Source organism: Sutcliffiella cohnii, assembly GCF_002250055.1.
GTDB lineage: Bacteria > Bacillota > Bacilli > Bacillales > Bacillaceae_I > Sutcliffiella > Sutcliffiella cohnii.
Window position 1 is genome coordinate 1,310,666 of the sequence record NZ_CP018866.1, and the last position, 25,345, is coordinate 1,336,010.

General features: G+C 36.9%; 23 protein-coding genes. 13 read left to right on the forward strand and 10 right to left on the reverse strand.

Features of this window, described 5'->3' with window-relative positions; genetic code table 11:
• The first annotated feature begins 135 nt into the window (after positions 1-135).
• A complete protein-coding gene (locus BC6307_RS06275) occupies positions 136-1,275 on the forward strand; it encodes an ABC transporter substrate-binding protein (protein WP_066410676.1) in 1,140 nt (379 codons plus the stop codon).
• On the forward strand, positions 1,265-1,885 hold the full coding sequence (locus BC6307_RS06280; RefSeq protein ID WP_066410673.1) for a periplasmic substrate-binding domain-containing protein: 621 nt from the start codon (positions 1,265-1,267) through the stop codon (positions 1,883-1,885). The genes BC6307_RS06275 and BC6307_RS06280 overlap by 11 nt, the downstream gene beginning before the upstream one ends.
• Positions 1,886-2,044: 159 nt before the next feature.
• On the opposite strand, the gene BC6307_RS06285 is transcribed toward BC6307_RS06280, so the two are convergent.
• The 5 genes from BC6307_RS06285 to BC6307_RS06305 are packed head-to-tail and all read right to left on the reverse strand — an operon-like array spanning position 2,045 to position 5,773.
• On the reverse strand, positions 2,045-2,647 hold the full coding sequence (locus BC6307_RS06285) for a 4Fe-4S single cluster domain-containing protein (RefSeq protein WP_066410671.1): 603 nt from the start codon (positions 2,645-2,647) through the stop codon (positions 2,045-2,047).
• Positions 2,647-3,420 carry a ComEA family DNA-binding protein gene (locus tag BC6307_RS06290; protein WP_066410670.1) on the reverse strand — a complete coding sequence of 258 codons (774 nt, stop codon included), beginning with the start codon at positions 3,418-3,420 and terminating at the stop codon, positions 2,647-2,649. Before BC6307_RS06290 ends, BC6307_RS06285 begins: the two co-directional genes overlap by 1 nt.
• Before the next feature lie 6 nt (positions 3,421-3,426).
• Positions 3,427-3,642, reverse strand: coding sequence for a DUF2997 domain-containing protein (locus BC6307_RS06295; protein WP_066410669.1), 216 nt, complete (start codon positions 3,640-3,642; stop codon positions 3,427-3,429).
• Positions 3,635-4,096 (reverse strand): hypothetical protein, encoded by a 462-nt coding sequence (locus BC6307_RS06300; RefSeq protein WP_066410668.1) that lies wholly within the window; start codon positions 4,094-4,096, stop codon positions 3,635-3,637. The genes BC6307_RS06295 and BC6307_RS06300 overlap by 8 nt, the downstream gene beginning before the upstream one ends.
• Positions 4,097-4,117: 21 nt before the next feature.
• Complete coding sequence (locus tag BC6307_RS06305) at positions 4,118-5,773, reverse strand: AAA family ATPase (protein ID WP_066410666.1); 1,656 nt, start codon at positions 5,771-5,773, stop codon at positions 4,118-4,120.
• A gap of 364 nt (positions 5,774-6,137) precedes the next feature.
• Here BC6307_RS06305 and BC6307_RS06310 point away from each other — a divergent pair, with 364 nt between their 5' ends.
• Both BC6307_RS06310 and BC6307_RS06315 read left to right on the forward strand, forming a co-directional pair.
• Entirely contained in the window at positions 6,138-7,070 is a 933-nt protein-coding gene (locus BC6307_RS06310; protein WP_174522349.1) for a 3-hydroxyacyl-CoA dehydrogenase family protein, read from the forward strand.
• Positions 7,071-7,168: 98 nt separating this feature from the next.
• Complete coding sequence (locus BC6307_RS06315; RefSeq protein WP_066410663.1) at positions 7,169-7,603, forward strand: GNAT family N-acetyltransferase; 435 nt, start codon at positions 7,169-7,171, stop codon at positions 7,601-7,603.
• A gap of 380 nt (positions 7,604-7,983) precedes the next feature.
• Here the strand turns inward: BC6307_RS06315 and menC are convergent, their stop codons facing one another.
• A complete protein-coding gene (gene menC, locus BC6307_RS06320; protein WP_066410662.1) occupies positions 7,984-9,090 on the reverse strand; it encodes an o-succinylbenzoate synthase in 1,107 nt (368 codons plus the stop codon).
• A 35-nt stretch (positions 9,091-9,125) separates the two neighbouring features.
• On the reverse strand, positions 9,126-10,562 hold the full coding sequence (locus BC6307_RS06325; protein ID WP_066410660.1) for a YfcC family protein: 1,437 nt from the start codon (positions 10,560-10,562) through the stop codon (positions 9,126-9,128).
• Between the two features lie 116 nt (positions 10,563-10,678).
• Here BC6307_RS06325 and BC6307_RS06330 point away from each other — a divergent pair, with 116 nt between their 5' ends.
• From BC6307_RS06330 to BC6307_RS06345, 4 genes are all read left to right on the forward strand, one after another.
• Positions 10,679-11,509, forward strand: a complete 831-nt coding sequence (locus tag BC6307_RS06330) for a MurR/RpiR family transcriptional regulator (RefSeq protein WP_066410659.1) — start codon at positions 10,679-10,681, stop codon at positions 11,507-11,509.
• A complete protein-coding gene (locus tag BC6307_RS06335) occupies positions 11,509-12,636 on the forward strand; it encodes a M20 peptidase aminoacylase family protein (RefSeq protein WP_066410658.1) in 1,128 nt (375 codons plus the stop codon). Before BC6307_RS06330 ends, BC6307_RS06335 begins: the two co-directional genes overlap by 1 nt.
• 481 nt (positions 12,637-13,117) lie before the next feature.
• A complete protein-coding gene (locus tag BC6307_RS06340; RefSeq protein WP_235858021.1) occupies positions 13,118-13,777 on the forward strand; it encodes a YczE/YyaS/YitT family protein in 660 nt (219 codons plus the stop codon).
• A 68-nt stretch (positions 13,778-13,845) separates the two neighbouring features.
• Entirely contained in the window at positions 13,846-14,970 is a 1,125-nt protein-coding gene (locus BC6307_RS06345; RefSeq protein WP_066410657.1) for a CAP domain-containing protein, read from the forward strand.
• Positions 14,971-15,164: 194 nt separating this feature from the next.
• Here BC6307_RS06345 and BC6307_RS06350 read toward each other — a convergent pair whose 3' ends face one another.
• Positions 15,165-16,244, reverse strand: coding sequence for a C40 family peptidase (locus BC6307_RS06350; protein WP_066410656.1), 1,080 nt, complete (start codon positions 16,242-16,244; stop codon positions 15,165-15,167).
• Between the two features lie 422 nt (positions 16,245-16,666).
• On the opposite strand from BC6307_RS06350, the gene BC6307_RS06355 reads away from it, so the two are divergent.
• The 5 genes from BC6307_RS06355 (at position 16,667) to BC6307_RS06375 (ending at position 21,173) form a co-directional block, all read left to right on the forward strand.
• On the forward strand, positions 16,667-17,374 hold the full coding sequence (locus BC6307_RS06355) for a response regulator transcription factor (protein WP_333482928.1): 708 nt from the start codon (positions 16,667-16,669) through the stop codon (positions 17,372-17,374).
• Complete coding sequence (locus BC6307_RS06360) at positions 17,367-18,794, forward strand: sensor histidine kinase (protein ID WP_066410654.1); 1,428 nt, start codon at positions 17,367-17,369, stop codon at positions 18,792-18,794. Before BC6307_RS06355 ends, BC6307_RS06360 begins: the two co-directional genes overlap by 8 nt.
• A 100-nt stretch (positions 18,795-18,894) precedes the next feature.
• Positions 18,895-19,347 carry a hypothetical protein gene (locus BC6307_RS06365; RefSeq protein ID WP_066410652.1) on the forward strand — a complete coding sequence of 151 codons (453 nt, stop codon included), beginning with the start codon at positions 18,895-18,897 and terminating at the stop codon, positions 19,345-19,347.
• A gap of 21 nt (positions 19,348-19,368) precedes the next feature.
• A complete protein-coding gene (locus BC6307_RS06370; protein ID WP_066410650.1) occupies positions 19,369-20,490 on the forward strand; it encodes an ABC transporter permease in 1,122 nt (373 codons plus the stop codon).
• Positions 20,490-21,173 carry an ABC transporter ATP-binding protein gene (locus BC6307_RS06375; protein ID WP_066410648.1) on the forward strand — a complete coding sequence of 228 codons (684 nt, stop codon included), beginning with the start codon at positions 20,490-20,492 and terminating at the stop codon, positions 21,171-21,173. The genes BC6307_RS06370 and BC6307_RS06375 overlap by 1 nt, the downstream gene beginning before the upstream one ends.
• 115 nt (positions 21,174-21,288) lie before the next feature.
• Here the strand turns inward: BC6307_RS06375 and BC6307_RS06380 are convergent, their stop codons facing one another.
• Together BC6307_RS06380 and BC6307_RS06390 are read right to left on the reverse strand one after the other, a co-directional pair.
• Positions 21,289-22,704, reverse strand: a complete 1,416-nt coding sequence (locus tag BC6307_RS06380; protein ID WP_066410646.1) for a M20/M25/M40 family metallo-hydrolase — start codon at positions 22,702-22,704, stop codon at positions 21,289-21,291.
• 672 nt (positions 22,705-23,376) lie between these two features.
• Entirely contained in the window at positions 23,377-25,302 is a 1,926-nt protein-coding gene (locus BC6307_RS06390; RefSeq protein WP_066410640.1) for a 5'-nucleotidase C-terminal domain-containing protein, read from the reverse strand.
• Between the last annotated feature and the right edge of the window lie 43 nt (positions 25,303-25,345).

Here is a 25,345-nt window from a genome sequence, read left to right on the forward strand (position 1 = left end):
CAAACTTTTTAATAAAGGTATATAACATTCTCTATACGCATGAAGGTTTAAACCTTTTATAAGTTGAAAATAACATGATAAAAACTAGCAAAAAAGCGAAATTAAAATAAATTCTTTTCATATTTTGGAGGAAACATGAAGCTAATAGAGCATTACGTATTGTTAAGAAGTGCCTTCTCACAAGTGAAAGAAGGAGAAATGGTAGAGGCGATGACAGAGGAAATTTCCTCAATATTGTCTTGTACGTTTAGGAACGCACAGCTTCTATTAAAAAGGATGGAACAAGAACAATGGATTACGTGGAAAAGTAGGAGAGGAAGAGGGAGGAAGGCGACGTTAAGTTTTCATCTTTCTCTTAGAGATAGCGCCTTAACACGATTAAAGGAATTAATAGATAAGCAGAATATTCAAGCGTGTCTCGATTATATTCATCATACGAACTTGCCTACAAGTATCCGAGAAGAACTAACCCTCTATTTGAAGAATTACTTTGGTTATAAACAAGATAGTAGTGGACGTAATGATATGTTACGACTTCCATTAAAACAGGAAATTTATACTTTGGATCCGAGTCTCGTTTCTACTGCAGATGAAGCCCATCTCGTTACACAAATATTTGATCCGTTAGTAATCTATCATGAGAAAAATCAAACGTTTGAACCACATTTAGTGTACGGATGGAAAGTGAAGGACGATGGGAAAAGGTGGATCTTTTATATACAAAAAGGAATCGTGTTTCACAACGGCAGAACTTTATGTGCAAAGGACGTTATCTATACTTTTTCTCGATTAAAAGATGGGTCAGGAAATTATCCGTACTTTTTCCAGCATATACTTGAGATAAAAGAAATAAATGAGCTTGTCTTAGAAATAACATTCTCACAGCCAACCTATCAATTTTTGCATCATATAGGTTCATTTTATGCCTCCATTCTTCCATATGACATTGGTTTTATAGAAGAAAGTCCGATTGGTACAGGGCCTTTTAAAGTAGAAATGAGAAATGAAAACATAGTCCGGTTAGAGGCAAATCTAGCTTACTTTCAAGGACGTCCCTTCCTAGATAAAGTAGAGCTTTTGAAAACGGAGATGGATATACATATGCTCGATACGTTGGAGAAAAAAGCGGATTTTGATACATCTTCGAGCATTGAATTTATAGAGAAAGGAAGCAACTTCTTACTTGTAAACTTACAGAAGGTTGGCCCTCTTCAAAATAGAGAAAATAGAGAAGTTCTTTATGCACTTGTAGATCAAAGAGCGGATGACAGTTGAGCTAGGTGGATCCCGTCATTCACCAGCATATGGGATTGTCCCGACAGAAAGAAATCGTAATACCTCTCCCCATTTACATAACGTCCTTTTAACGGAAATGAGGATTACGATTGGTGTGTTAAACTTTCCGTCCCTAGTGGCGGATATAGAATGGGTGAAGACTCGAGCAAAGGAAAAGGGTGTAATAGTGGAAGTAATACCGGTTGAATTATCTACTATTTATGATGTAGATTCTCTCCTAACGTTTGATGCATTTTACACAGGCGAAACGTTTGAGAACAATTTATTCTCAAGTCTTCTCGTTTTTTATTATGGCCAAAATAGTGTACTTCGAAATTACATATCCAGTGACTGGAAAGCGATGCTAGATTCGGAGTATGCTCAAATCATGGCAATGGAAACGAAGGAAGAATCTACACTATTAGCACGTATTAGGTCAATTGAGACGCAATTGGTTGAACATAAACTACTCATTTTTACGTACCATACGAGCGAAAAGCAGACGTTCCGAAGCTACTTAAACGGAATCGCAATATCAGGTCTAGGCTGGCCGAATTTTCAACGAATTTGGTTTGAAAAGAATTCGAACAACTCGATGTATTGGAAGTGAAGAGATAAGATGTTGTGACATATCTTTATCCAAGCGAATAGTTGAAAATGTCCCATAAGTTAAAGAGCGCCATAGCCATTCTAAAGGTCGTAACGCAAATATTAGTGGAAAATTAACAAAGGACAGAGGGACAGGTTTATAATCCTGTCCCTCCGTCCACTATAGATCGTTGAGGATGCGTTTCCATGTTTCGGAGGGAACCATACCGTTTGCTTCGATAGTGCCGTCGCTTTTGATGTAAAATTCAAGGCGATTTGGTATGGCTTTGAGACTATTTTCAATAGACTTGTATCTGTCCGTTAAAAAGTGGATGCGTTGATTTGTGGAACCAATCCACGGTCGGTCCTTATCGGGCTTATCGATTTCGAACGGTCCGTCAATAAACAGGTCGGTTGCACTTAATAAATCTTCCCAGCCAGGCTTATTCATTTCCGTTAACTGCTCTTTATAGTAGCCGCTAAATGTCATAACAGATAAACTGGCCGCTTGCGCTCGTTTTGCTAATACACTTAACGCTTCAGCTTGTTCAAACGGCTCTCCACCTAAAAGGGTAATCCCTTCAATATCGTGCTCATGCTTACTTTTCAAAATTTCTTCCCATAAAAGTTCCACAGAAGTAGGTGTTCCTTTGTTCGGATTCCACGTCCAAGGAACACCACATCCTTTACAATGAATCGGACAGCCTTGTACCCATATACATGCTCTTTTCCCAGGCCCTTCGGAAGTTGTGTACGGCAAAAAACGATGTAAAATAACTTCCATTAGTAATCGACAATCCTTCCTGAAATGGACTCCTTCTTTCTAGATGGAGAAGAATTAGGTTTGTTTTGTTCTTCGTCGTTACTAGGTTCAGCAGATGTAGGAGCTTGCTTTTTTACATTCCCAAACGTTATATACGGTTTTGCTTTTGCGATAATGTGTGGCTTCATATTCGTTTCCTCAATTAAATGTTCAAGAGATTGAAACGCTCCGACTCTTTCACGAATTTGAACAATTTGTCTCGCTAAAATATTTCCGATGTAAGGGTGTGAAGCAATTTCTTGTAAACTAGCTTTATTAACATTAAAAGTAAAAGGGACTTTTTTATCCGCTACTGGAAGTTCCGCCTTAACTTTTTTTACATTTTTAATGTTAGTAAGCGGCTGTTCTTCTGTCGGAAAAGGATAATGTGTCTTCACCCGATATGGTGGTGTTGGTTGTAAAGGATCATTCATAATTCTTACTGCTAAAATACGTAAATACTCTCTTCTTGCTTGGAAAGCGTGTACCCACGCAAAGACCCAACCACCAAGCACGAGCATTATCGAAATATCGAATGTCGTAGAGTTGATATCATAGCTTGAAAAATAAAAGAAGTATTGCGCCATTAAAATAAAATAAATTGCTCCATAGAAAAGCCATTTTTTCTTGTTTGCACGAATTCCTATATATATAAAACTAATAAATCCTGTAAGCAAAAATGGGCCAAATAACCAATTCATCCACATCGAATGTCTATATTCCCACTTCCGTCCAAAAGGGGTAATTGGATCCATATTTATCTACTCCCTCTTTAGATGACTACGTTTGTGAACATTTTCCTGTTGTTCTACTTTAGTCTCATAATACTCTTCTGTAAAGCTTGAATCAACCGTTGTAGCATCGGCTAATCTTTCAATCAATTCGACGTAATTAAGGCATTCTTCGCCCTTCATCCCAATCGTTTTCACACGAATTTCTCCAGTTGGGGTAATTTCAAACTTTATTTTTTTACTCATTGTAGAGCTTCTCCTTTACTTGAAAAGTCAACTGAATAGTGTTATCATCCGTCGTATTTTCATGCTCTAAAATTAACCCTTCCTGTCTAGCGCGGGCAATTAATTTTTCATAAGTGCGGTTTTGGACGAGTCGTACATACTCTTTTTGCACGTCTTGTAAAAATTCTTGTGCTTCTTCTGTTGACACACTTTCATTAAAAATCCCACTAAACGTACCATTTTCTTGTTGTTGGAATGCCATTTGAATGTCCCCGATGGAAGAATGAAAAGATTCTTCATTGAGATCTACGTTACAGCCAAAGCTTTTTAATGATTCTTCTAGCAAAATTTCATCCTTCATATTAGTCTCGATTTTGTACAAAACTCCTTCTTCCACTTTTTCTCTTAGTGCAAAACTAACAGCCGAACTTGCAGCACCTAGCGCAAGCGGAACTAGGACAACAGATAAACTCATAACATAACCCTCGCTTTCCTATTAAAAATCTAACGTTCTTCCTCCACGGGAACGGTAAATGTCTTCATCTCCAGGTATTTCTTTCGGTTCTTCCTGTTCCACAACATGGCTATAATCTGCTCGATCATCTTGAAGAGTCGCAGCAACAGCTCGAACATTTGCCCATTCCCGAATGGAACGGATTTGCTCCGATTGAGTAATCGACAATGGAACGGTTCTTTCAATCGCCTTTAAAATATCTTCTTCATTAATAGAGCGCTTTTCCGAATATGCTTCGAACAGTCCAGAAATAACAGCTTGCTCAATTTCTGCTCCGATGAAACCTTCCGAAACGTTGGCTAGTTTTTCGTATGTTTCATCTCTAAGCTGGAAATTTCCTTTTACTTTATCAGATTTTAAACGTTTCTCAATGTGAATTTTAAAAATTTCTTTTCGTTCTTTATGAGTAGGAAGATCGACAAAGAAAATTTCATCGAAGCGACCTTTTCTAAGTAACTCAGGAGGTAATGCTCGAATATTATTTGCGGTGGCAACTAAGAAAACAGGCTTCGTTTTTTCTTGCATCCACGTTAGTAACGTACCGAAAATACGTGTAGAAGTACCACTATCACCACTAGAATTCGTACCACCTAACCCTTTTTCAATTTCATCAATCCAAAGTATAGAAGGGGAGATCGCTTCTGCCGTTTCAATCGCTTTCCGCATATTTTCTTCACTGCTACCTACTAATCCACTGAAAATTTTCCCCATATCTAGTTTTAAAAGGGGTAGCTTCCATAAGGAACTAACAGACTTAGCAATTAAACTTTTCCCACAACCAGGTACTCCCGTAATTAACAAGCCTTTAGGAGCGGGAAGACCGTATTCACTAGCAGATTCTAACCAGGAATTGTCACGTTTTCTTAACCAACGCTTTATGTTTTCCAATCCACCGATATCTTCCATACTCGGATCTTGCGGAATGTACTCTAGTAAACCGTTCTTTTTAATAATTTGTTGCTTTTCAGCAAGCACATGACCAACTGTATTAATATCTAGTTTGCCATCATGAACCATCGACAATGCGAATGCATTTTCTGCTTCTTGTATCGTAAGGCCTAATGCTGCTTTAATAAGCTTTTCTTCTTCTTCATCGTTTAAGTTGATCTGAATTCGAGAGTTATTTTTATTAACCTCAATCATTTGGTGTAACACTTTTTTTATTTCATCATATGTAGGCAATCCATAATCCACAATTATAATATCTTTTTGCAATTCTAAAGGAATAGAGAAAGTAGGTGCGACAAAAATAACGTTTTTCGGTACAGGACTGTTCACCAACACAGATACAAGATCTCTAATACGGCGAACAATATTAAAGTCAGGATTTCTATTTTCCCCACCTAAATAAATATGAAAATCTTTCAAAATAAATACAGAAGGCTCTTCCGTTTTTTCAATCTGATCAAGAGCAGGTAGGGGTTGCTTCGTATTATGCTTTCCTTTCCCATCCTCATCAACTAACCCTTCCGTTACACTCCACGTATACACTTTACGTGTCGTTTTAATTAACTCAGGATTATAACAAACCTCTTTAATATCACGAATAAGACGATCCTCTTCCCAAGTCGTTATCGACAAAAAAGAAAATCGAGCCCGTAAATAATTCGCTAACAGAACAGAGAAATTTTCCTTCATCTAACATACACCTCATCAATCCTACATTGGTAAAATATTCATGCCTATATTTTATCACAAATGGGACAGAGGGACAGGTCCCTTGTCCTCACATTTTTTTCCAGTTCAACAAAGTCACATAGGTTTGCACGCTAGTTAGTTGCTTTATTTTTAGACTTCCCAGAAAATTTTATAAAATAAACCACGAAAACATTCTAGCTATCTAGTAAATGTATTAGAATGGATAATAGGAGGATGTTGAAGGGGGGTGGGTACTTTGGTTAACAGTGTGTAACAAAGATATCCAAAAGTAAGAACTTTATAAGTTGTAAATATAACAATCTGAAAGACCATGTATTCAATCAATTATTGAGGAGGTTCAATCATGAAACAAATTACCGTTATTGGAGCCGGGGTAATGGGCCATGGAATCGCACAAGTTTATGCTACTGCAGGACATAATGTTGTTTTGTATGATACCCAAAAACATGCATTAGAAAATGCTCTTAAAGCTATTAGAAAAAGTTTGGAATCGTTCTTTGAAATAGGAATGATTGCGTATAATGATATAGATGAAATAGTTAATAGAATTAGAACAACAACAGATTTAGAGGATGCTGTCAGAGAAAGCGATTTCATTACGGAGGTAGTTCCAGAAATATTAGAATTAAAACAAGCATTATACGAACAAATTGAATCCATTTGTAAACCAGAGACGATTATTGCCTCGAATACATCGACTTTTCCATTATCGACGTTGACTGCCAATGCCCAAAAAAAGAACCGGATGATCATTACACATTTCTTTAATCCTGGGCAAATTGTTCCACTTGTGGAGGTTGTGAAACAAGATATAACTGCCAAACACGTAATAGACGAAACGGTTCAACTTTTAAAAGAAGCGGGGAAGACACCTGTTATTTTACAAAAAGAAATACCTGGGTTCATTGCAAATCGACTACAAGCCGCCGTTGTCCGAGAAGCATTTTCTTTAGTTGAACGGGGAGTTGCTTCAATTGAGGATATAGATTTAGCTATTACACATGGGCCAGGGTTTAGGTGGGCTTTTGTCGGTCCGATAGAAACTACCGATTTTGGAGGTTTAGATACGTGGCAGAGAGTCTTAGATCAACTATGTCCAAACCTCGATGATCGGAAATCAGCTCCAGATGTAATTAATAATATGGTTGCGAATGGACAGTTGGGAGTGAAATCTGGAAAAGGACTTTATGAATACAATCCGGACACTGTATTGGAACGAATCGAAGAGAGAGACCGCAATTTTTTAAAACTATTACAATTAAAGAGTGTGGAATAGGGGATAGGTTTGTCGTCAAGTCCACACGGAAATGATTTTAGTAACTTCTTTTCCTTGAGGTAGGTATGGAGTTATTTAAATAGTAAGGGAGACTTAAAATGACACTACATATAAGTAGAGAATCAAATAAAAATGATAAGCAATATATTGACGACGAACTTTACAAGTTCAATTTAAAACACTTTCCAGAAGATTTGGGAGGTAGATATGAAGAAATCAATCTTATCCTTAAGGATGAAAACGGCAACGTTCGTGGTGGAATCCTAAGCGCAGTATGTTGGAATTGGTTGGAAATTTATACATTCTTTTTAGATGAGGATATTCGACACTCTGGGTATGGGACTAAATTATTATTAGAGTTAGAGAAAATTGCTGTAGATAAAAAATGTGATTTCATAAAAGTAGATACGTTGAGCTTTCAGGCGTTAGAGTTTTATAAAAAGAATGGATATGAAGTGTTTGGTAGCATAGATAATGTAGGTAGAGATTTTACGCATTATTATTTAAAGAAGGGATTGGATGTTAAATCATAAATGCTATACAAAGAAAGGCATAATGTAGCCCTCTGTTAAGTAAAAATATCACAAAGTTAAATATATAAAATAACCTGTTAAGAAAATTCCGCAACTTGTTAAGTAAATCAGAGGATCTGTTAAGAAAATTTCGCAGCTTGTTAAGTAAATCAAAAGATCTGTTAAGAAAATTTCGTAATTTGTTAAGTAAATCAAACAGCCTGTTAAGAAAACTTTACAACTTGATAAGTAAATTAGACCACCTGTCAAGAAAACCAAATTTTAATCAAAGGGACAAGAGCATTAATCAATTATTATTTCCTAGAAAATGTAATCAGCCAGCAAAACGTAGCTAATAAAAAAGGGGTGAGTCACTCACCCCTTACAAAAATTGCTTGCAATTAACGAAACGTCTTAACCTCAACTGTATGTTTCAGCAATTCATCCCGATTCACGTCATAACCAATCCCTGGTTTCGTCGGTACTTGCAAAATTCCATCCTGAACGGTTACTTCTGGTTCGATAATATCTTTCTCCCAATATCGAGAGGAAGCTGCGGTGTCACCAGGAAGTGTAAAGTTTGCTAGACTAGTAATCGCGATGTTATGAGCTCGCCCGACTCCAGATTCTAGCATGCCTCCACACCACATCGCGATATTTTCTTGAACGCACAAGTCATGAATTCGCTTTGCTTCGGATAAGCCGCCAACTCTACCAATCTTCAAATTTATAATGCGTCCACTACCGAGTTCGATTGCTTTTCTTGCATCATCGTAACAATGAATACTTTCATCTAAGCAAATAGGTGTTTTTATTTCTTTTTGTAGTTTCGCATGGTCAATTAAATCACCAGCGGCTAAAGGTTGTTCAATCATCATTAAATTGTACGGATCTAACTTCTTTAATGTCTCGATATCGTCCAGTGTATAAGCCGAATTCGCATCCACCATTAATGGTATGTCAGGGAAATGTTCACGGACTTTGTCGATAACTTCTACATCTTTTCCAGGCTTGATTTTCACTTTAATTCGCTTATAACCTTCTTCGGTTTTCTCTCGAATATTTTCTAAAAGAGTCTCGATATACTCTTCAATTCCGAGGCTAATTCCGACTTCAATCGAAGACTTCACGCCCCCAAGTGCTTCTGATAGAGAAATACCTTTTGATTTTGCATATAAATCCCATACAGCACCTTCAATAGCCGACTTCGCTAAATGGTTTCGTTTAAAAACGGAAAACAGTTCATGTACTTCATCAGGATGTTCTATATCTTTTTTTAGAATCATAGGGATGAGGAACTTATTCAGCATAATCCAACTAGATTCTGTAAACTCTTCGATATATAACGGGCTTTCCGATGCTGTACACTCGCCCCAACCTGATAACCCATCTTCATTTTTTACTTCTACTAAAAGAAAAAGACGATCATGTTCGGTTCCAAAACTCGTTGTAAAAGGATTTTTCATACGCATATTTATTTTATAAACAATAATTTCATCTATTTTCAAAAATATCTCTCCATTCTCCTTTAACTCTTAAACTATTACATTGGCCCCCAATTTATCATCATCGCAATAACGATAAAGATAATCCCAATCACATACCAAATTAACACAAGTGGAATAGCGAACTTAATCCATTTCGTCCAAGGAATCCCTGCAATTGCTAAGTTAGCCATCAGCACACCAGATAGGGGGGTGATAATATTAGTAAACCCATCTCCCATCGTATAAGCTTGAACAACTACTTGACGAGGAATGTCCATAATATCCGCAAGTGGTGTCATAATTGGCATGACGATTGCAGCTTGCCCACTTCCTGAAGAAACGATTAGATTAAATAATCCATTTCCGATTAACATAGCAATCGCACCCATCGTACTAGAAAATGGTTCTAACATAATAGCCATTCCGTGTACAACTGTATCTAAAACCATTCCGTTTTCTAAAATAACAACAATCGATCTTGCCATCCCGATAATTAATGCACCGTAAACAACAGCTTTAGCACCATTCATAAATTCAGATACCATTTTATTGGCACCCATCTTACTAAGAATCGCTGTACCTGCAGCAATCATAATAAAAATAGCAGCCATTTCATTTGTAGACCAGTTCAGTTGGAACACACCATATACATATGTACCGATACCGATGACTAGTAAAGCAATTACAAGCTTATGTGTTGAAGTTAAAACGCTAGATACGGCTTCCATACTTTTTTCATCAAGTTTAGGAAAACGATTTTCACCTAAAATACTATTCTCTGGATTTTTCTTCACTCGATTAGCATACCAGAGTACATACGCAAGTGTTCCAGCAAGTACCGTAATATAAATAACCATTCGCAACCCAATTCCTGAGAATAATGGAAGCTGTGCAATTTGCTGTGCAAACCCAGTTGTTAAAGGATCTAAAAATCCGATTGCAAAACCAGCATAGGCTCCTAAGTAGATAATAGAGACACCGACAATCGCATCCATTTTCATCGCTCTTGCTAAAATAATCCCAATTGGAATAAAGGCGATAACAGCATTAACGATAATTCCTAATCCTCCAAAAACAGAGAATAATGTTGCAACGATAATAATTAAAAGCCATTCTTTGTTTTTCGTTTTATGAATTGTTTTCATAATTAAAGTGTCAATCGCTCCAGTACTTTCAATTACTCGGAACGTTCCACCAATAATCAATACTAGAAAAATTAACGGTGCGCCACCAATCATCCCTTCCTGAATGGACCGGAAGATAGCTATTAAACTAGCAGGCTGTTGATCAATCGTCTCATAACTATTTGGAACAATTACTGATATCCCATTATCTGCAGTTTCTCGTTCAAACGCCCCCGCTGGAATAATATAAGTAAGTAGTGCTGCGATAACTAAAATGCCAAATAAAATAACATAGGCATCAGGTAATTCCCTTTTTTTCTTCTGTTGTACTACTACTTTTTCCTCATTTAACTTTGGTGGTTCACTCATAATGTTTCCCTCCCTGATTGTCTAAAAATATTTCTATAAAACTTGAAAATAATTATTATGAAGTCTATACTTTAAATCAATATAAAATATTGTGAAAACTTCGAAAAGGTGAAAAAATGAAATATTATTATGCCGATAAAACAAAAGAAAAATTACCGTTCCTTACAAAAGGGTTAAAAAAAGTAGCAAACCATTTATTAGAGGATCCAATGGTATTTGCCACGCATCCAGCTAAAAAAGTAGGAAGTATAATCGGGGTTAGTGAAACGATGGTTATTCGGTTTTGTAACCAAATAGGCTATTCGGGATATAGTGACTTACAAAAAGAAGTTCGTGAAAATTTATTAAATTTAAGTAGAGATGCATATCATCAAAAAGAAACCGAAAATATAGAATCTAAAAAATTTCTTCATAGCATGTTGGATGATCTTTCTTTATTAAAACAAAATATCGACCGTATAGACGAAGCGGCTATGGGGGAAGCGATTGAGCTAATCATCGACAGTGAAAAAATATTAGTCGTAGGATATTATCATTCCTTTTCATTCGCACATTGGTTTTCCTATAATTTGAATTTAGTAAAAGGCAATGCTGACCTTTATCGACCTGAAAATGACGCTGATCTACTAGATTTCCTTCCTGAAAATTCTTGTCTCATTATTTTTTCATTTTATCGTTACGCATTAGATACAATTCGAATTGCAGAGGCAGCGAAGAGTAAAGGAATTAAAATTGTCGCCATTACAGATTCATGGACATCACCGATAACGGAATTTGCAGATATCGTCATATCATTATTTACGAGTGATCATAAAACGTTATTGAACAAAGGACCTGTTACGATCTCTTTTATGAATTCGATGTTATTTGAAGTGATTAAAAGAATGGAGGGACATGGAAAAATACAACCAACCTACAAATATTTTATAAAGGACGGAGAAAATTAATGGGGAATACGTTAGAACAACGAGTACAAGAAACATTTGACTACCTTCATAAACATCCAGAAATAAGCTGGGAAGAAAAAGAAACAACGAACTATATTAAGAGTTTGTTAGAAAACAGTGGGTGTAAAGTTACGGTTTTTGACGATTGTACTGGAGTAATTGGAGAATATGGAAATTTTAATAGCGATTTACCGGTAGTTGGTGTACGAGCAGATATTGATGCGTTATGGCAAGAAGTAAATGGTGAATTTCAAGCTAATCATTCATGTGGCCATGATGCGCATATGGCCATCGTTTTAGGTGTATTATGGAAACTGGAACAAGAACTAGAGTTAAAGGATAAAGTGGCGATTAAGTTTATTTTTCAACCAGCAGAAGAAACGGGAACTGGTGCACTTCAAATGATAGAAAAACAAGTAGTGGCAGATGTTGATTATTTGTTTGGTGTTCACTTGCGTCCGGAACAAGAACTGAAAATGGGGCAAGCATCACCTGTCATTGTGCATGGTGCATCTAAAATGTATAGTGCTACCATTAAAGGTGATGGCGATGCCCATGGCGCAAGACCTCATTTAAATCATAATGCAATTGAAATCGGGGCACAAATTGTAAACATGATCAGCCAAATTCATTTAGATCCACGTGTTCCACATTCGGTTAAAATGACAAATTTTCATGCAGGTGGTAAAAGTACGAACATCATCCCGGGAAACGCATCGTTCGCTCTTGATTTAAGAGCGCAATCGAATGAGTTAATCGAACAATTAGAAAGAAAAGTGAAAAACATCTTTCACTCCATTCAAGAATTGTACGATGTAGAGATTAAAATTACGAGCGAAAACGGGCTCCCTGCAGCCGAAACGAATGAGGAAGCAATTTCTATTATGAAAAAGGCAATCTCTGAAACACTAGGTGAAGAAAATACGATGCCATCACTAGTTACACCAGGTGGAGATGATTTTCATTTTTACACGATTAAGAAGCCTTCATTAAAAGCTACGATGCTCGGACTAGGCTGTGACCTAACACCAGGCCTTCATCACCCGTACATGACCTTTAACAAAGAAGCCCTACAAAACGGCGTTGACATTTTGTCCAGGGCAATACTAAACACTTATAAAATTTAATGAGGACGGAGGGACTGTCCCTCGCTCACATATTTTTTTCCATCCTAACAGAAAAAACTTCCAAAAAGTACCACTTTTCTTCTTAACGGAGCAAAGTAGGTGCTTTTTTGTGGTAGTAAAAGGGGTTCTCACCTTTCAAAAAGTAATAGGGACGAATACTTGGAATAAGGCTACCCTATAACGGAAACAAAAACTTTTTATCTCTTATAAAAAAAGAATAAGATTCATCTTCTCACTATTCCTGGTGGGGAACAAAATCTATGTTTCTTTCCGCACTCTGTAAAATAAAAAATAATATCGATTAATATGCCACATACAATGTGATAATTGTAAGATGCAAGACCTCATTTTAATTGAAGGGATTTCAAGCCCTACGAAAAAACACTTACCGATAACAGGAAGCAAATGGTAAGTACGTTAGAATAGAAATGTGAAAGATTTTCTCATAAACTAATATTATAAGTAGAAAGAAGGGAACGAGTTGATTCAACTAAACACGACGTTCAAAGCGTATAGTGTGTTTTTAGTTAGCATCTTTCTCATGGGCCTTGGAATTAGTCTCGTTACATTAGCTCATTTAGGCACAACGGCGATCACGAGCACGCCGTACGTACTTAGCCTTTTCACCACACTCAGTTTTGGCATGTACACAATGTTGTTCAACACGATGTATGTACTTATTCAAATACTTCTACTAAAAGGAGATTTTCCGAAAATACAGTATTTACAATTATTAGTCGGTCCTGTATTAGGCTACTCCATAGATTTCAGGTCCCCATATATTTCATTAATTGAAAAACCAAATTACTTTTTCCAATTAACGATGGTATTAGTCGGCTGTGTCATTATAGCTTTCAGTATCGTAATCCAACTAAAAGCAAACGTTGTAAATAACCCAGCAGAAGGTGTAGTAAAAGCAATTGCGTTTAAAGTGAACAAAAACTTTGGAACTATTAAAATATGTTTCGATGTCAGTTTAGTATTGATAGCAGTAATTATATCGGTTGTGGCGCTAGGAAGTATTAGCGGAATACGAGAAGGAACCGTCATTTCGGCCGTTTTCATTGGCCTACTTGTCAAAAGGATGCAAAATCTTTCAAATAGAAATATTAGGAGAAGAGCCTCTGCCCATTATCAATAATATAAGGAAGATTAAACACTATCGTGTCCGGGAATAATAGATATAAAAAATAGAATAGGAGTGTAGTTGTGAAGCGGTTTATTTTACTAGTAGTAATTGTGTTTCTCGGTTATGTTTCGAAGCCGTTATGGGAAGAACCAGTTCAACAACTAATTCCTTCATCGATATGGGATTCGGTTCATCAGACGGTCGAACAGGTAAAAGAAGATCCTAACGTAAATATTATAATAGATAATCTTACTGAGCGATTTAATTCACTACTAGAAGATTTTGATACTAAACAATTAGAATCGAATGATACAAATATAGCAACGCCGGAATTATTAGAACCAACTGAAGAAATGTTTAGTATTCATAATATTGAGTTGGGAGATTCAAGAGCAGAAGTGGAGCAAATTATAGGTCATAGCCCGAAGCGCAGCACGCTAAATGAATATGGTGTGCATTGGGATGCTTATCACGAAAACTATCAAAATTTTATAATGGTTGCATATGATGAGGAAGATATTGTTCGCGGCCTTTATACAAATCAAGACTTGATTGCCTCTTCAACAGAGATAATGTTAGGCAGCTCGATGGAATTAGTTCGAGAACAGCTCGGTAAGCCGGAAACAATCATACCATATCGTTTGTTTCATTACGCTATTAATAGTAATGGTGAATATGATGTTTTTCACCTCGACAACAGCTACGTCACGATTTTTTATGACCAACACGAAAATGATACCGTTACTGCGATTAAAATTATAGATGAAGAACTGGAACGTGGCAAAAATACTTTATACTCTGAACCTAGCGAGCAACTACAGGTAGGTTTTGAATATCAGTTGTTTGACTTAACAAATGCTACAAGAAGTAATCATAATTTACCTCTTTTATCTTGGGATGATCAAGTGAAAGAAACGGCTAGGAAGCATAGTATGGACATGGCAGAAAATCAATATTTCAGTCATACCAATTTAAAAGGACAATCCCCATTTGATCGAATGGAGGAAGACAACATTCCATATACGACAGCAGGGGAAAACTTAGCATACGGCCAAATAAGTAGCATATTTGCCCACGAAGGATTAATGAATTCATTAGGACATAGAAAAAATATCCTCCAAGAAAGATTCCGAAAGTTAGGCGTCGGAGTGGCATTTAATAATGAATCACAGCCATACTATACAAAAAAATACTTTAGTAATTGATGGGACAGAGGGACAGGTTCCTTGTCCACACATTTTTTTCCAATTGATAAGAAAAAAGAAAAACTAAACGCTATAAAAACAAAAGTACTACTTCTAATTAAAAAAGTAGTACTTTTATTTAATTAGCATAGTTAGTCTTTGAAAAGAAAGCCCATACACAAAAAAATTAACTACCTAACGACCGTCAAAACCTATTAATAAAACCTCTTAAACCCTTCAAAATGTTTTTTCCAATAAGAGTCATTTAAATTAGTAATAACAACGCCGCTGTTAGAAGCGTGGATGAATTCGTTGTTGCCAATATAGATTCCAACATGGGAAATACCAGCTTTATACGTTCCTTCAAAGAAAACTAAGTCTCCAACTTCAGGTGTAGTGACATAATGGGAGCGCATATGGTAGCCTTCGCTTGAGTAGCGGTTAATATTTAATCCTGCTTCTCTATATGCGTAGTAAATGAATCCACTGCAGTCAAAACCAGCTGGTGTAGCGCCACCCCAAAGGTATTTAGCTCCTAGTTGGCTTCTAGCTGTACTAATTAACTTATCGACATTGTATTTAACCTCACTTGGTGGAGTTTCAACTTTAGGAGTTTCTACTTTCGCTCCATCGCCGATATTAAGCTTTTGACCAATATGAATTAGATCTGATTTCAAGTTGTTCCATTTTTTAAGGTTTGCAACCGTAACCTTATATTCGAGTGCAATTCGAGACAAAGTGTCACCAGACTTTACTGTATAAACAGTAGCGGATTGAACCTTAGTTTCTTCAGGCTTCACTGTTTTCTCGGCAGTAGAGTTAGTAGGCTTCTCCGGTGTTGTTGTCGGTGTTGAAGTTGGTTTACTGACGACAAACACATTTCCGGGGAATATAATAGTAGAATTCAACTTATTCCACGTCATTAATTCATTAATAGAAATTTTATGTTTCAAGGCAATGCCACTTAATGTATCACCAGATTTTACAGTGTATGTAGATGATGTTGCTGTACTACTCTTTTGAGCTTCTTCTTTCTTTGCAGGCTGTGTACTAGTTGAATTGTTCGTTGATTTAACGTCTGTCTTAAGTACTTGATTTGGAAAAATAAGATCATTTGTTAAATTATTTAATGACTTCAATTGTGAAACAGACAAACTATGCTTTTGAGCAATCTTCCACAGTGAATCACCACTTTGTACTTTGTACGTGCTCGCCTCAGCATCTTGCGCACCTAGCAGCGCAGAGGCAATAAGTGCAGTCGTAGTTACGGTCAAGTATTTTTTCTTGTTACCCAACGTTTGTACCCCCATTTCCAATCTATCATTCTACTAAAACATTATACTATAGTCCTATCTTAATTTGTAGATTAATGTGGAATTGTAGGGATTGATAACCAATTATGGAGGTTGAAATACCTATGTTTTTTCATTATTTTCATTGAAGTAGAAATAATATAGGTATTTAGGGAGTGTTCGGTAGGGGTTGATAGACCTAGAGTTTACGTGTTTTTACCACGCGATAATTTTAATTAAGAGAAACTGTGAAAAAAGTACTGATTTTTACGGTTTGATTTGGAGAGTGGTGAGTATTTTCCACTAGACTATTTACGTAAGATTATGTCCAGAGTGCTATTTTTCAATCAAAATGTTGACTAATGTTTGTTTATATTTTTTGTTAACATTTTATTCATAAAAATATGGGAAAATAAAAGAGAGGAGTGAAGACATTGAAGCATCCAATTAAAATATTAACGATAGAAGATGATCCGAATATCGTGGAGTTAATTCAATTATATATGGAAAAAATGGGCTTTTCCTGCACGGCTGCTTATGACGGGGAGGAAGGTTTGGAAAAATTTTATAATGAGTCGCCTGACTGCATTCTATTAGATTTAATGCTACCGAAAATGAATGGCTGGGAAGTTTGTAAAATGATTCGTATCGAAAACAAACATGTTCCTATCATCATGCTAACAGGGAAAGGTGAGTCGTATGACATTGTTCAAGGCTTAGAAATGGGGGCAGACGATTATATCGTTAAACCGTTTGACCCAAATGTATTAATGGCACGGGTAAAATCAGTGTTAAGACGTACGATATTATCGGATAGTGAAAAAGGCAATCTCCAGTTTTCTAATATCGTTATTAACTTGAAGGAATATCGAGTGCTCATAGATGGCAAGCAAGTAACGCTGGCGCCAAGAGAAATGGAATTGTTCTATTACTTAGCGATGAATCCGAACCAAGTTATTTCTAGACAACAGCTATTAGACCGTATTTGGGGATATGAGTTTGATGGAGATCCAAGAACGGTTGATGTACATATAAAGCGAATTAGAGATAAGCTAGTAGCGAATAATGCCCATTGGTCGGTCATTACCATACGGGGCGTTGGCTATCGATTTGAGGAGAAAATCCATGCGTAAGAAAAACACTATCTTCTCTAAGCTTTTTATCAGTTATTCGTTTATTATCGTAACGTCTTTATTACTGTTTATTGGAGTGTTTTTTTATTTATTTCATTTAAATTTATATAAAAAATATGAAGATACGTTTCAACATCATTACGAACAATTAGCACCTCAGCTACAAAGTCATGAGAAGTTTGCTTTAATTAAAGACGAAACCGCGGAAAGCTTAAGTTATGCTTTCAATCAGCCGGATTATCATATTTATATTGTAGATGAAGAGCGCCGACAAATATACGGCCCTGATCCAGAGGGGACTTCTAATCAAGTGGAGGTTTCTGAGGAAATGATTCAGCAAGTGTTAGCAGGAGAAACAGTTTCAGAAGGAGGCTTTTACAATGGCGAACTTCGTTATATTGTCGCTTCTACGATAAATTCCAACGTACAAGGGATTCAAACACCGATTATGGTCATGATTTTTCATGACTTAACGCACGAATATCAACAAGTCATCTTCATGATTATATTAACATTCGTCATTTCGATTGTGTTTGCTGGCATCATTTTATGGTTTATTTCAAAAAAAATTACCGCGCCGTTAAGAGAGATGAATAGCATTTCAGCACATTACGCGAAAGGGGACTTTTCTAAATCTGTTCAATACGAATCCGATGATGAAATAGGACAGTTAGCAAAATCTTTTACGTATATGGCGAAAGAATTAAATCATTTAGAAACAAGACGTAAACAATATATTTCAAACGTTTCTCATGAGCTACGTTCTCCGTTAACATCGATAAAAGGATTTTTAATCGCATTGTTAGACGGGACAATTCCAGATCACCGACGGGCCTATTATTATGGATTAATGAAAGATGAAACAGAGCGAATGATTAAACTAGTGAATAACACATTAGATATGACTCAACTGGAAGAGGGTAATAGCAATATATTACTAACGGATTATAACCTTACGGAACAAATCAACCGTATCATTCATAAGCTAGAACCACACTTCACGAAAAAAGACTTGGACATACGTTTTCATTCGGACTATGAATACTATGTAAATGCAGATGAAGGTAGAATGGAACAAGTAATCGTAAATCTTTTACAAAATGCTGTCCAATTTTCCGAACATAATGCCCCAATTGATATACGGTTATCGAAAGAAGGGCAAGCTGTGAAAATTTCCGTCCAAGATTATGGAGAAGGGATAGAAGAAAGTAAATTAGATTTAATATGGAGAAGGTTTTATAAGGTAGATGAAGCACGAACGAATAAATCGGGAGCTGGCCTCGGATTAGCGATTGTAAAATCTATTTTAGATCTCCATGAGACAGATATTAAAGTTTGTAGCAAGCTAGGGGAGGGAACAACATTCTCGTTCGTCCTTCCGCTTAGTAAACAATATATCATTTCAAGGGCTATCGAATGAAAATCGGTAGTCTTTTTTATATAACTACTTTTGTTAACGTTTTGTTCATATTTACTTGGTATCATCTCAGAGGTAGACAAAATGGAAAGGAAGTAGAAATATGTATGAATTAAATTATATTGTACACATCGTTGGGGTTGTCCTATGGATTGGCTCTTTTATCGTATTAGGCTATTTACTAAAGACGATGACTAATAACAAAGTAGAGGATTATTCTCCTATTATTACTAAAATACAAAAGTGGGTAATGAGAGGGACGTTGCCAAGCTTAATTTTAATTGTTCTATCAGGTTCCTTCATGATTATGCAGTTTAACCGAGATGCGATGCCACTTTACTTATCGTTAATGGAAATGGGTGGAACGATGATCATCTTACTAACGATCATTTTTGTATCGATTTACAGTGTGAAACTAACGAAAAAATTAAAAGGCATTCCGATGAAAAAAGATAAATCACTCGGACAACTTACAAAAATGTACGCTAACTTTTTATTAATTTCAGCCGTATTAGGAATAGTGATTATTGTAGTTGTCGGCTTAAGAGTTTCATAGTTAGAGAGAGGAAGATTAAGGATGTTTTTAGCAATAAGAGAATTAAAGCATGCTAAATGGCGTTTTACTATGATTGGCATGATTTTAGTGTTAATTTCATGGCTTGTATTTATTTTATCAGGATTAGGTAATGGGCTTTCTTCGTTAAGTGCTGCTACTTTTAAAAATATGGATGCCCAATATGTAGCATTTGAAAAAGGTGCTCGGCATTCAATGTCTCGCTCAGTCGTCTCTGAAAACCTTGTTTCTGAGATGAAGGCACAGGAACATGTGGAAGATGCTGCCCCGATGGGAAGTCACGTAGCAGTTGTTTTAAAAGAAGGTAATGAAGCAGATAGTGAAAAAATAGACGTTTCGATATTAGGAGTTGACCCTGGATCCTTTTTAGAGCCGAAAATAATTGAAGGACAATCGTTAACGGAAGCGGAAAATTACGAGGTTATCGTAAATAATTCATTAATAGAAAAAGGAATTAAAATAGGTGATACATTAGAAATAGAAGGAACGACCGAAACGTTAAAAGTTATTGGGTTTGTAGAAGGAGAAACATTTAACCATTTACCTGCCATTTTTATATCCATTGATCAATGGCGTTCCATTCATTTTGCTGCTCCTGGGTCAGATATGGGTGTAGAATTACCTGTTAATGCCATTATGCTACAAGGTGATGGAATTGATCTGGACAAGCTTAATGATGTCATGAATGGAGTAGAAGTAGCTACGAAAAAAGAAGCAATTAATGGAATTCCAGGTTACACAGCTGAAAATGGAACGATTATGATGATGCTTGGATTTTTACTAGTTATTTCAGCATTTGTCATCGGTGTCTTCTTTTACGTTCTTACGTTGCAAAAAGCAAATCAATTTGGTGTGATGAAAGCAATCGGGGCGAATAATCGCTTTTTAGCAAAAGCGATTGTGTCACAAATTACATTATTAGCTAGTGTTAGTATTGGGATTGGGGTATTACTTACGTACGGAACAACAGCTATTTTTCCTTCGGGAATGCCGTTTGCGTTAGACCCTATGTTAGTGCTAACTTATGCCGTTGTTTTACTAGTCGTTTCAGTATTTAGCTCTCTCATCTCTGTACGAAAAATCACGAAAATTGATCCGTTACAAGCAATCGGGAGGGTGGAATAATGAGTGGAATTCAGTTTAAAAATGTTTCGAAATTTTATCAAGAAGGTACAGGCTCCAAGCTACAAATATTGGACAAAGTAACGTTATCTGTACAGCCAGGCGAACTCGTAGCGGTAATCGGTCCTTCCGGTTCGGGTAAAAGTACTTTCCTTTCCGTCGCAGGGGCGCTATTACAACCTTCGAGTGGGGAAGTAAATATAAATAATACAAACCTATCGGAATTATCTCCAAAGCAAGTGGCAGAATTGCGACTAGACCATATCGGTTTCATTTTACAAACTTCTAATCTAGTTCCTTACTTAAATGTTTTGGATCAATTACTAGTTGTGAAGAAAATGAAAGGGAAAATAACAACGGCAGACAAAGAGTTTGCGAAGGAACTTTTAGCAGGAGTTGGGCTAGAGAATAAACTAAAAAATTTTCCGGAGCATCTATCAGGAGGGGAACGTCAACGTACTGCGATTGCACGGGCTTTCATGAATGACCCAGACATCATCTTAGCGGACGAACCAACTGCTAGTTTAGATAGTAAGCGAGCTTTTGAAGTTGTCGAACTAATTGCCAATGGCGTAAAGACGAGGAGGAAAGCTGCTATCATGGTAACGCACGACGAGCGAATGCTACCTTATTGTGATCGTGTGTTTCGAATGAAAGATGGGAAGTTAGAACTAGCAGAGGTTTAATCTTTACAAACGGGGGAAAAGGTCCAATGTTCCAACAATTATTGGTGGAATGCGGAACCTTGCCCCTTAGTCTATTATTGAAATCCTCTCTATGGGAAAGCGAGGAAAAAAACTATTAAGTAGTAATATTATCTTCTTCTACTTTTCCCTTTAAAGCTTGTGAAAAAGAGGATAACATATATGCCATATGAACAACGCCTTCTTCAAAATCTTTTAATCGAATTGATTCATTAGGCGCGTGGGCTTTTGATTTTACCCAACCAACCCCTGTACTTACAATTGGAAGATTCAGTTGGTTTCCGAATTCGTACATCGGACCTGTGCCAGCAGAGTTTGGAGCTAGTACTGCTTCTTTTTCGTACACTTCTTTTGCTGTTTGTAACACATGGCGGATAAATGGATGATTAAAATCAGAACGGTATGCCTTTTGCCCATTTAACAATGTTACTTGTATATCCTCGAATCCATGTTTTAATAAATGTTTTTGAACCGCCTCAAATATAAGGTTTGGATCTTGTCCAGGTACTAAGCGGCAGTCCAGTTTTACTTTTGCGCTTTTCGGTAAAATGGTTTTTGCTCCTTCACCTGTATACCCACTTTCAATTCCACAAATAGTCATCGTAGGTTGAAATACCATCGCTTCTCTAGGGTCTATACCTTTTTCAGTTGTAATGAGTGGGCGCTTTAAACCGTAAAGCTTGCTCACCGCTTCTTCATTGAAAGGTAATCGTGACACCGCTTCGATTTCACTTTCTTTTGGCTTTTCGATTCCATCATAAAAACCTTCCACTAAAATATTATTTTGCTTATCTTTCATTGTTGCTAATGCTTGAACGAGACGCCAAGCTGCGTTATCTACATAGGCACCAACAGAGGAGTGCATATCAATATCGGCACCGATAGATGTAAGCTCCATATATGCCATTCCTTTAATTCCTGCTACCATATTTACTCGTTCTTGCTCATCTTTTGTTCCGAATTCCCAAATACACGCGTCGGCTTGGAAAAGATCTTTATATTTTGAGATATAAGGAGCTAAATTCGGACTGCCGATTTCTTCTTCACCCTCCACCATGAATTTAATATTACAAGGTAGTTCGCCAGCTACTTCTTTTAACACTTTAATGGCTGTTAAACGGGCAATAAAGTCTCCTTTATTATCAGAAACACCACGTGCAAACAATATTCCATCTTTAATGGTAGGTTCAAACGGTTCAGATTCCCATTCATTTAATGGCTCGGGTGGCTGTACATCATAGTGGTTATAAAATAAAAGTGTTTTCGATGAATCACCATTGCTCCCAGCAGGGAAAAAACCGTAAACAACAGGATTTCCACCTAGGTCATCTAAAGCTTTCGCTTCACCGCCAGCTTCCTCAATTAATTGACAAACCATTTCTACTGTCTCTGGAATCGCCTTATTTTGAGCGGAAATCGTCGGTAAACGTAAATAATCTTTTAGTGTTTCGATGGAACGATCTACTACCTCTTTAGTATAAGCTCTTAACTCCTTAAGTTGGACATTGCTCACAATGAAAACTCCCTTCGAAATAGTGTACCTTTATTTATTTCGAGATACGAAAGGAAAATCCTGTTTGGAGTTTAAATAAATATTTTAGGATGGAGATGTGTTTCGGGTACAGGCGTTGGTGAAAAAAATAGTGCAGGTGATAAATAAAATGAATGTGGTGATAAATAAAATGGATGCAGTGATAAATAAACGGAGTGCGGTGATAAATAAAAGGACCTCGGTGATAAATAAACGGAGTGCGGTGTTAAATAAACGGAGTGCGGTGATAAATAAAAGGAGCTCGGTGATAAATAAACGGAGTACGATGATAAATAAAATGGATGCAGTGATAAATAAACGGAGTGCGGTGATAAATAAAATGGATGCAGTGATAAATAAACGGAGTGCGGTGATAAATAAAATGAATGCAGTGATAAATAAATCGGGGTAGGTGATAAATAAAATGCTAAATACCCCACCAGTTAAGCCAGGGAGACTAATAGAGGGGTGGCGCTATGTCATTCCGATGCTAACTTCTTTTTAAATTAGTAGTGTGAAGTAGATGTTATTTTCTGAACTGCTAGTGGGATGTTCATTTTCTAAAAAATAGGTGGACGATCAGATCTGCCCTCTGTCCACCTACGTAGTATAAAAGGGGGCGCAGAGAAAGTGCTGACCCCCTAAGGACTTCTTTTATGGAGTAATCTTGATTCTACCTTCTACACTCGGAATAGGCTTGTTTGATTGTAGGGCTTCAATCAAGATGGTGCTTAACAATTCACCGCTGTCAAACTCTACATTTTCTAGTGAGAACATGGTATAGCCGTCTCCTCCGGCAGCGATGAAGTTATTCGTTGCAACGGAATACGTTTGTGTCAGATTGAGCGGTTCTCCATTGACAAGCACTTCAACCACGCGGCTACCAGCAGGCTTTTTCGGATCAAAAGTAAAGCTGATACCAGAAACGTGAAGGAAGCCCCCATTCTCACTAGGATAAAGACGTACAGAATGTTCAAGGCTAGCCAACACTTCTTCCCCTGTCAAAGTTGTTTTAACAAGAGTGTTATCAAATGGGAGAGTACTTAATACATGGTTTCTAGTAATATCGCCCACTTGGATGGAAGCACGTATTCCACCTCCGTTTGTTACAGCAATTTCTGTTCCAAGTTTGGAGCGCATCGCATCTGTGATAAGGTTTCCGAGATTTGTTTCCTTCGTTCTGACATCCGTTCTTTCCCCGTCAAGTTTTACAGAAGTAGTAGCGATTACTTCATTCAATTCTTTGTCAACCTGCTCCTTATAAGGCTGAAGAATTTCTACAATAGCTGGGTCCTCTGTTTTATCTTCACTGTCGCGATATAGGAACCCATTAACACCAACTAGGTTGCCATCATGAAAAATTAAATTAGTATGCCCTAACGCTTTTCCATGTTCAAATGCCTGTGTAACATAGCCATACTTATATTTAATCGGTGATTCAATCGTACTGTGGCTATGTCCGCCAAAGATGACATCGATGCCATCCACTTCATTTGCGATAGTTGTATCTGTATCCACCCCTGAATGGGAAATCCCGACAACAACATCCACTTCATTTTTTAGTTGTGCTACCATTTCCGTTGCTACCGTTACTTCATCCTCAAAAGTAATTCCTTCAATTCCCGCAGGATTTGTTTTTACAGCAGTATCGGTAGCGGTTAGACCAATCAGTGCAATTTTCTTGCCGTTTTTTTCAATAATAGTATAACTATCTAGGAATGGGCTGCCATCTTTTAATACATTTGCACTAATAAGTGGGAAGTTGAGCTCATCCCTTAAAGCTAAAAGCTGGTCTTGGCCGTAGTTGAAATCATGGTTTCCTGGAACCATCGCATCATAATTCATAGCATTCATCGCATCAACGGCTGCTTGTCCTCTATTAATATTGACATAGTTTGTTCCATGGAATGTATCGCCAAGATCGATTAAAAAAGTAGGGTTTTTTCTGCGTACCTTATTGGCAATTTCGTTAATTTTTGCTAAGCCTAATTCTTTGTTATTCTCGTTATACATAATTCTTCCATGTAGATCATTCGTATGGATGACAGTAATAAACTCAAACATCGTTTCGTATTGATGAAACATTGTTTGCATTTCATACTTTGTAACTGGTTTTTTAGGTTGGAAGGTCCGACTGTTTTTATCAATTAACCCTAATTCAGCAGCCGCAGAAAGCTCTTGATAATATGCCGGATTTATTGCTTGATAATCTTTAAATTCTTTTAATGTGTCCATAGAATAGGAGTCTCGGAGGTTAATAGAGCGAATTAAAAATACATAGGCTTGTTCACGCGTTACCTTATCATTTGGTCCAAAAGGAGTTTCGGTAATATCGGTTAAAATATTGGTGCGGATTGCTGCTTCTAAAAATGGTTTTAAATCAGCATCGACATCCGTGTAGGGAACCTCACCATCTTGCAAATCGATTCCGAGAGTGGTTACTAACTGCTTAATGAATTCCCCTTTTGTTACAGGCGCGTTCTCTTTCCAGCTAGCATCGGTGACACTTGGATTCCATAATCCTGAAATGCTGATCAAGACGGCTAAAACTACGACAACAAACTGTTTTAATCTTTTCATATAACCGCTCCTTTATTAAACTATTTGGTACAGTTTCTATTTT

Coding starts and splice junctions, on each gene's coding strand:
- BC6307_RS06275 (WP_066410676.1), top strand. CDS start 136: ATGAAGCTAATAGAGCATTACGTATTGTTAAGAAGTGCCTTCTCACAA.
- BC6307_RS06280 (WP_066410673.1), top strand. CDS start 1,265: ATGACAGTTGAGCTAGGTGGATCCCGTCATTCACCAGCATATGGGATT.
- BC6307_RS06285 (WP_066410671.1), bottom strand. CDS start 2,647: ATGGAAGTTATTTTACATCGTTTTTTGCCGTACACAACTTCCGAAGGG.
- BC6307_RS06290 (WP_066410670.1), bottom strand. CDS start 3,420: ATGGATCCAATTACCCCTTTTGGACGGAAGTGGGAATATAGACATTCG.
- BC6307_RS06295 (WP_066410669.1), bottom strand. CDS start 3,642: ATGAGTAAAAAAATAAAGTTTGAAATTACCCCAACTGGAGAAATTCGT.
- BC6307_RS06300 (WP_066410668.1), bottom strand. CDS start 4,096: ATGAGTTTATCTGTTGTCCTAGTTCCGCTTGCGCTAGGTGCTGCAAGT.
- BC6307_RS06305 (WP_066410666.1), bottom strand. CDS start 5,773: ATGAAGGAAAATTTCTCTGTTCTGTTAGCGAATTATTTACGGGCTCGA.
- BC6307_RS06310 (WP_174522349.1), top strand. CDS start 6,138: ATGAAACAAATTACCGTTATTGGAGCCGGGGTAATGGGCCATGGAATC.
- BC6307_RS06315 (WP_066410663.1), top strand. CDS start 7,169: ATGACACTACATATAAGTAGAGAATCAAATAAAAATGATAAGCAATAT.
- BC6307_RS06325 (WP_066410660.1), bottom strand. CDS start 10,562: ATGAGTGAACCACCAAAGTTAAATGAGGAAAAAGTAGTAGTACAACAG.
- BC6307_RS06330 (WP_066410659.1), top strand. CDS start 10,679: ATGAAATATTATTATGCCGATAAAACAAAAGAAAAATTACCGTTCCTT.
- BC6307_RS06335 (WP_066410658.1), top strand. CDS start 11,509: ATGGGGAATACGTTAGAACAACGAGTACAAGAAACATTTGACTACCTT.
- BC6307_RS06360 (WP_066410654.1), top strand. CDS start 17,367: ATGCGTAAGAAAAACACTATCTTCTCTAAGCTTTTTATCAGTTATTCG.
- BC6307_RS06365 (WP_066410652.1), top strand. CDS start 18,895: ATGTATGAATTAAATTATATTGTACACATCGTTGGGGTTGTCCTATGG.
- BC6307_RS06370 (WP_066410650.1), top strand. CDS start 19,369: ATGTTTTTAGCAATAAGAGAATTAAAGCATGCTAAATGGCGTTTTACT.
- BC6307_RS06375 (WP_066410648.1), top strand. CDS start 20,490: ATGAGTGGAATTCAGTTTAAAAATGTTTCGAAATTTTATCAAGAAGGT.
- BC6307_RS06390 (WP_066410640.1), bottom strand. CDS start 25,302: ATGAAAAGATTAAAACAGTTTGTTGTCGTAGTTTTAGCCGTCTTGATC.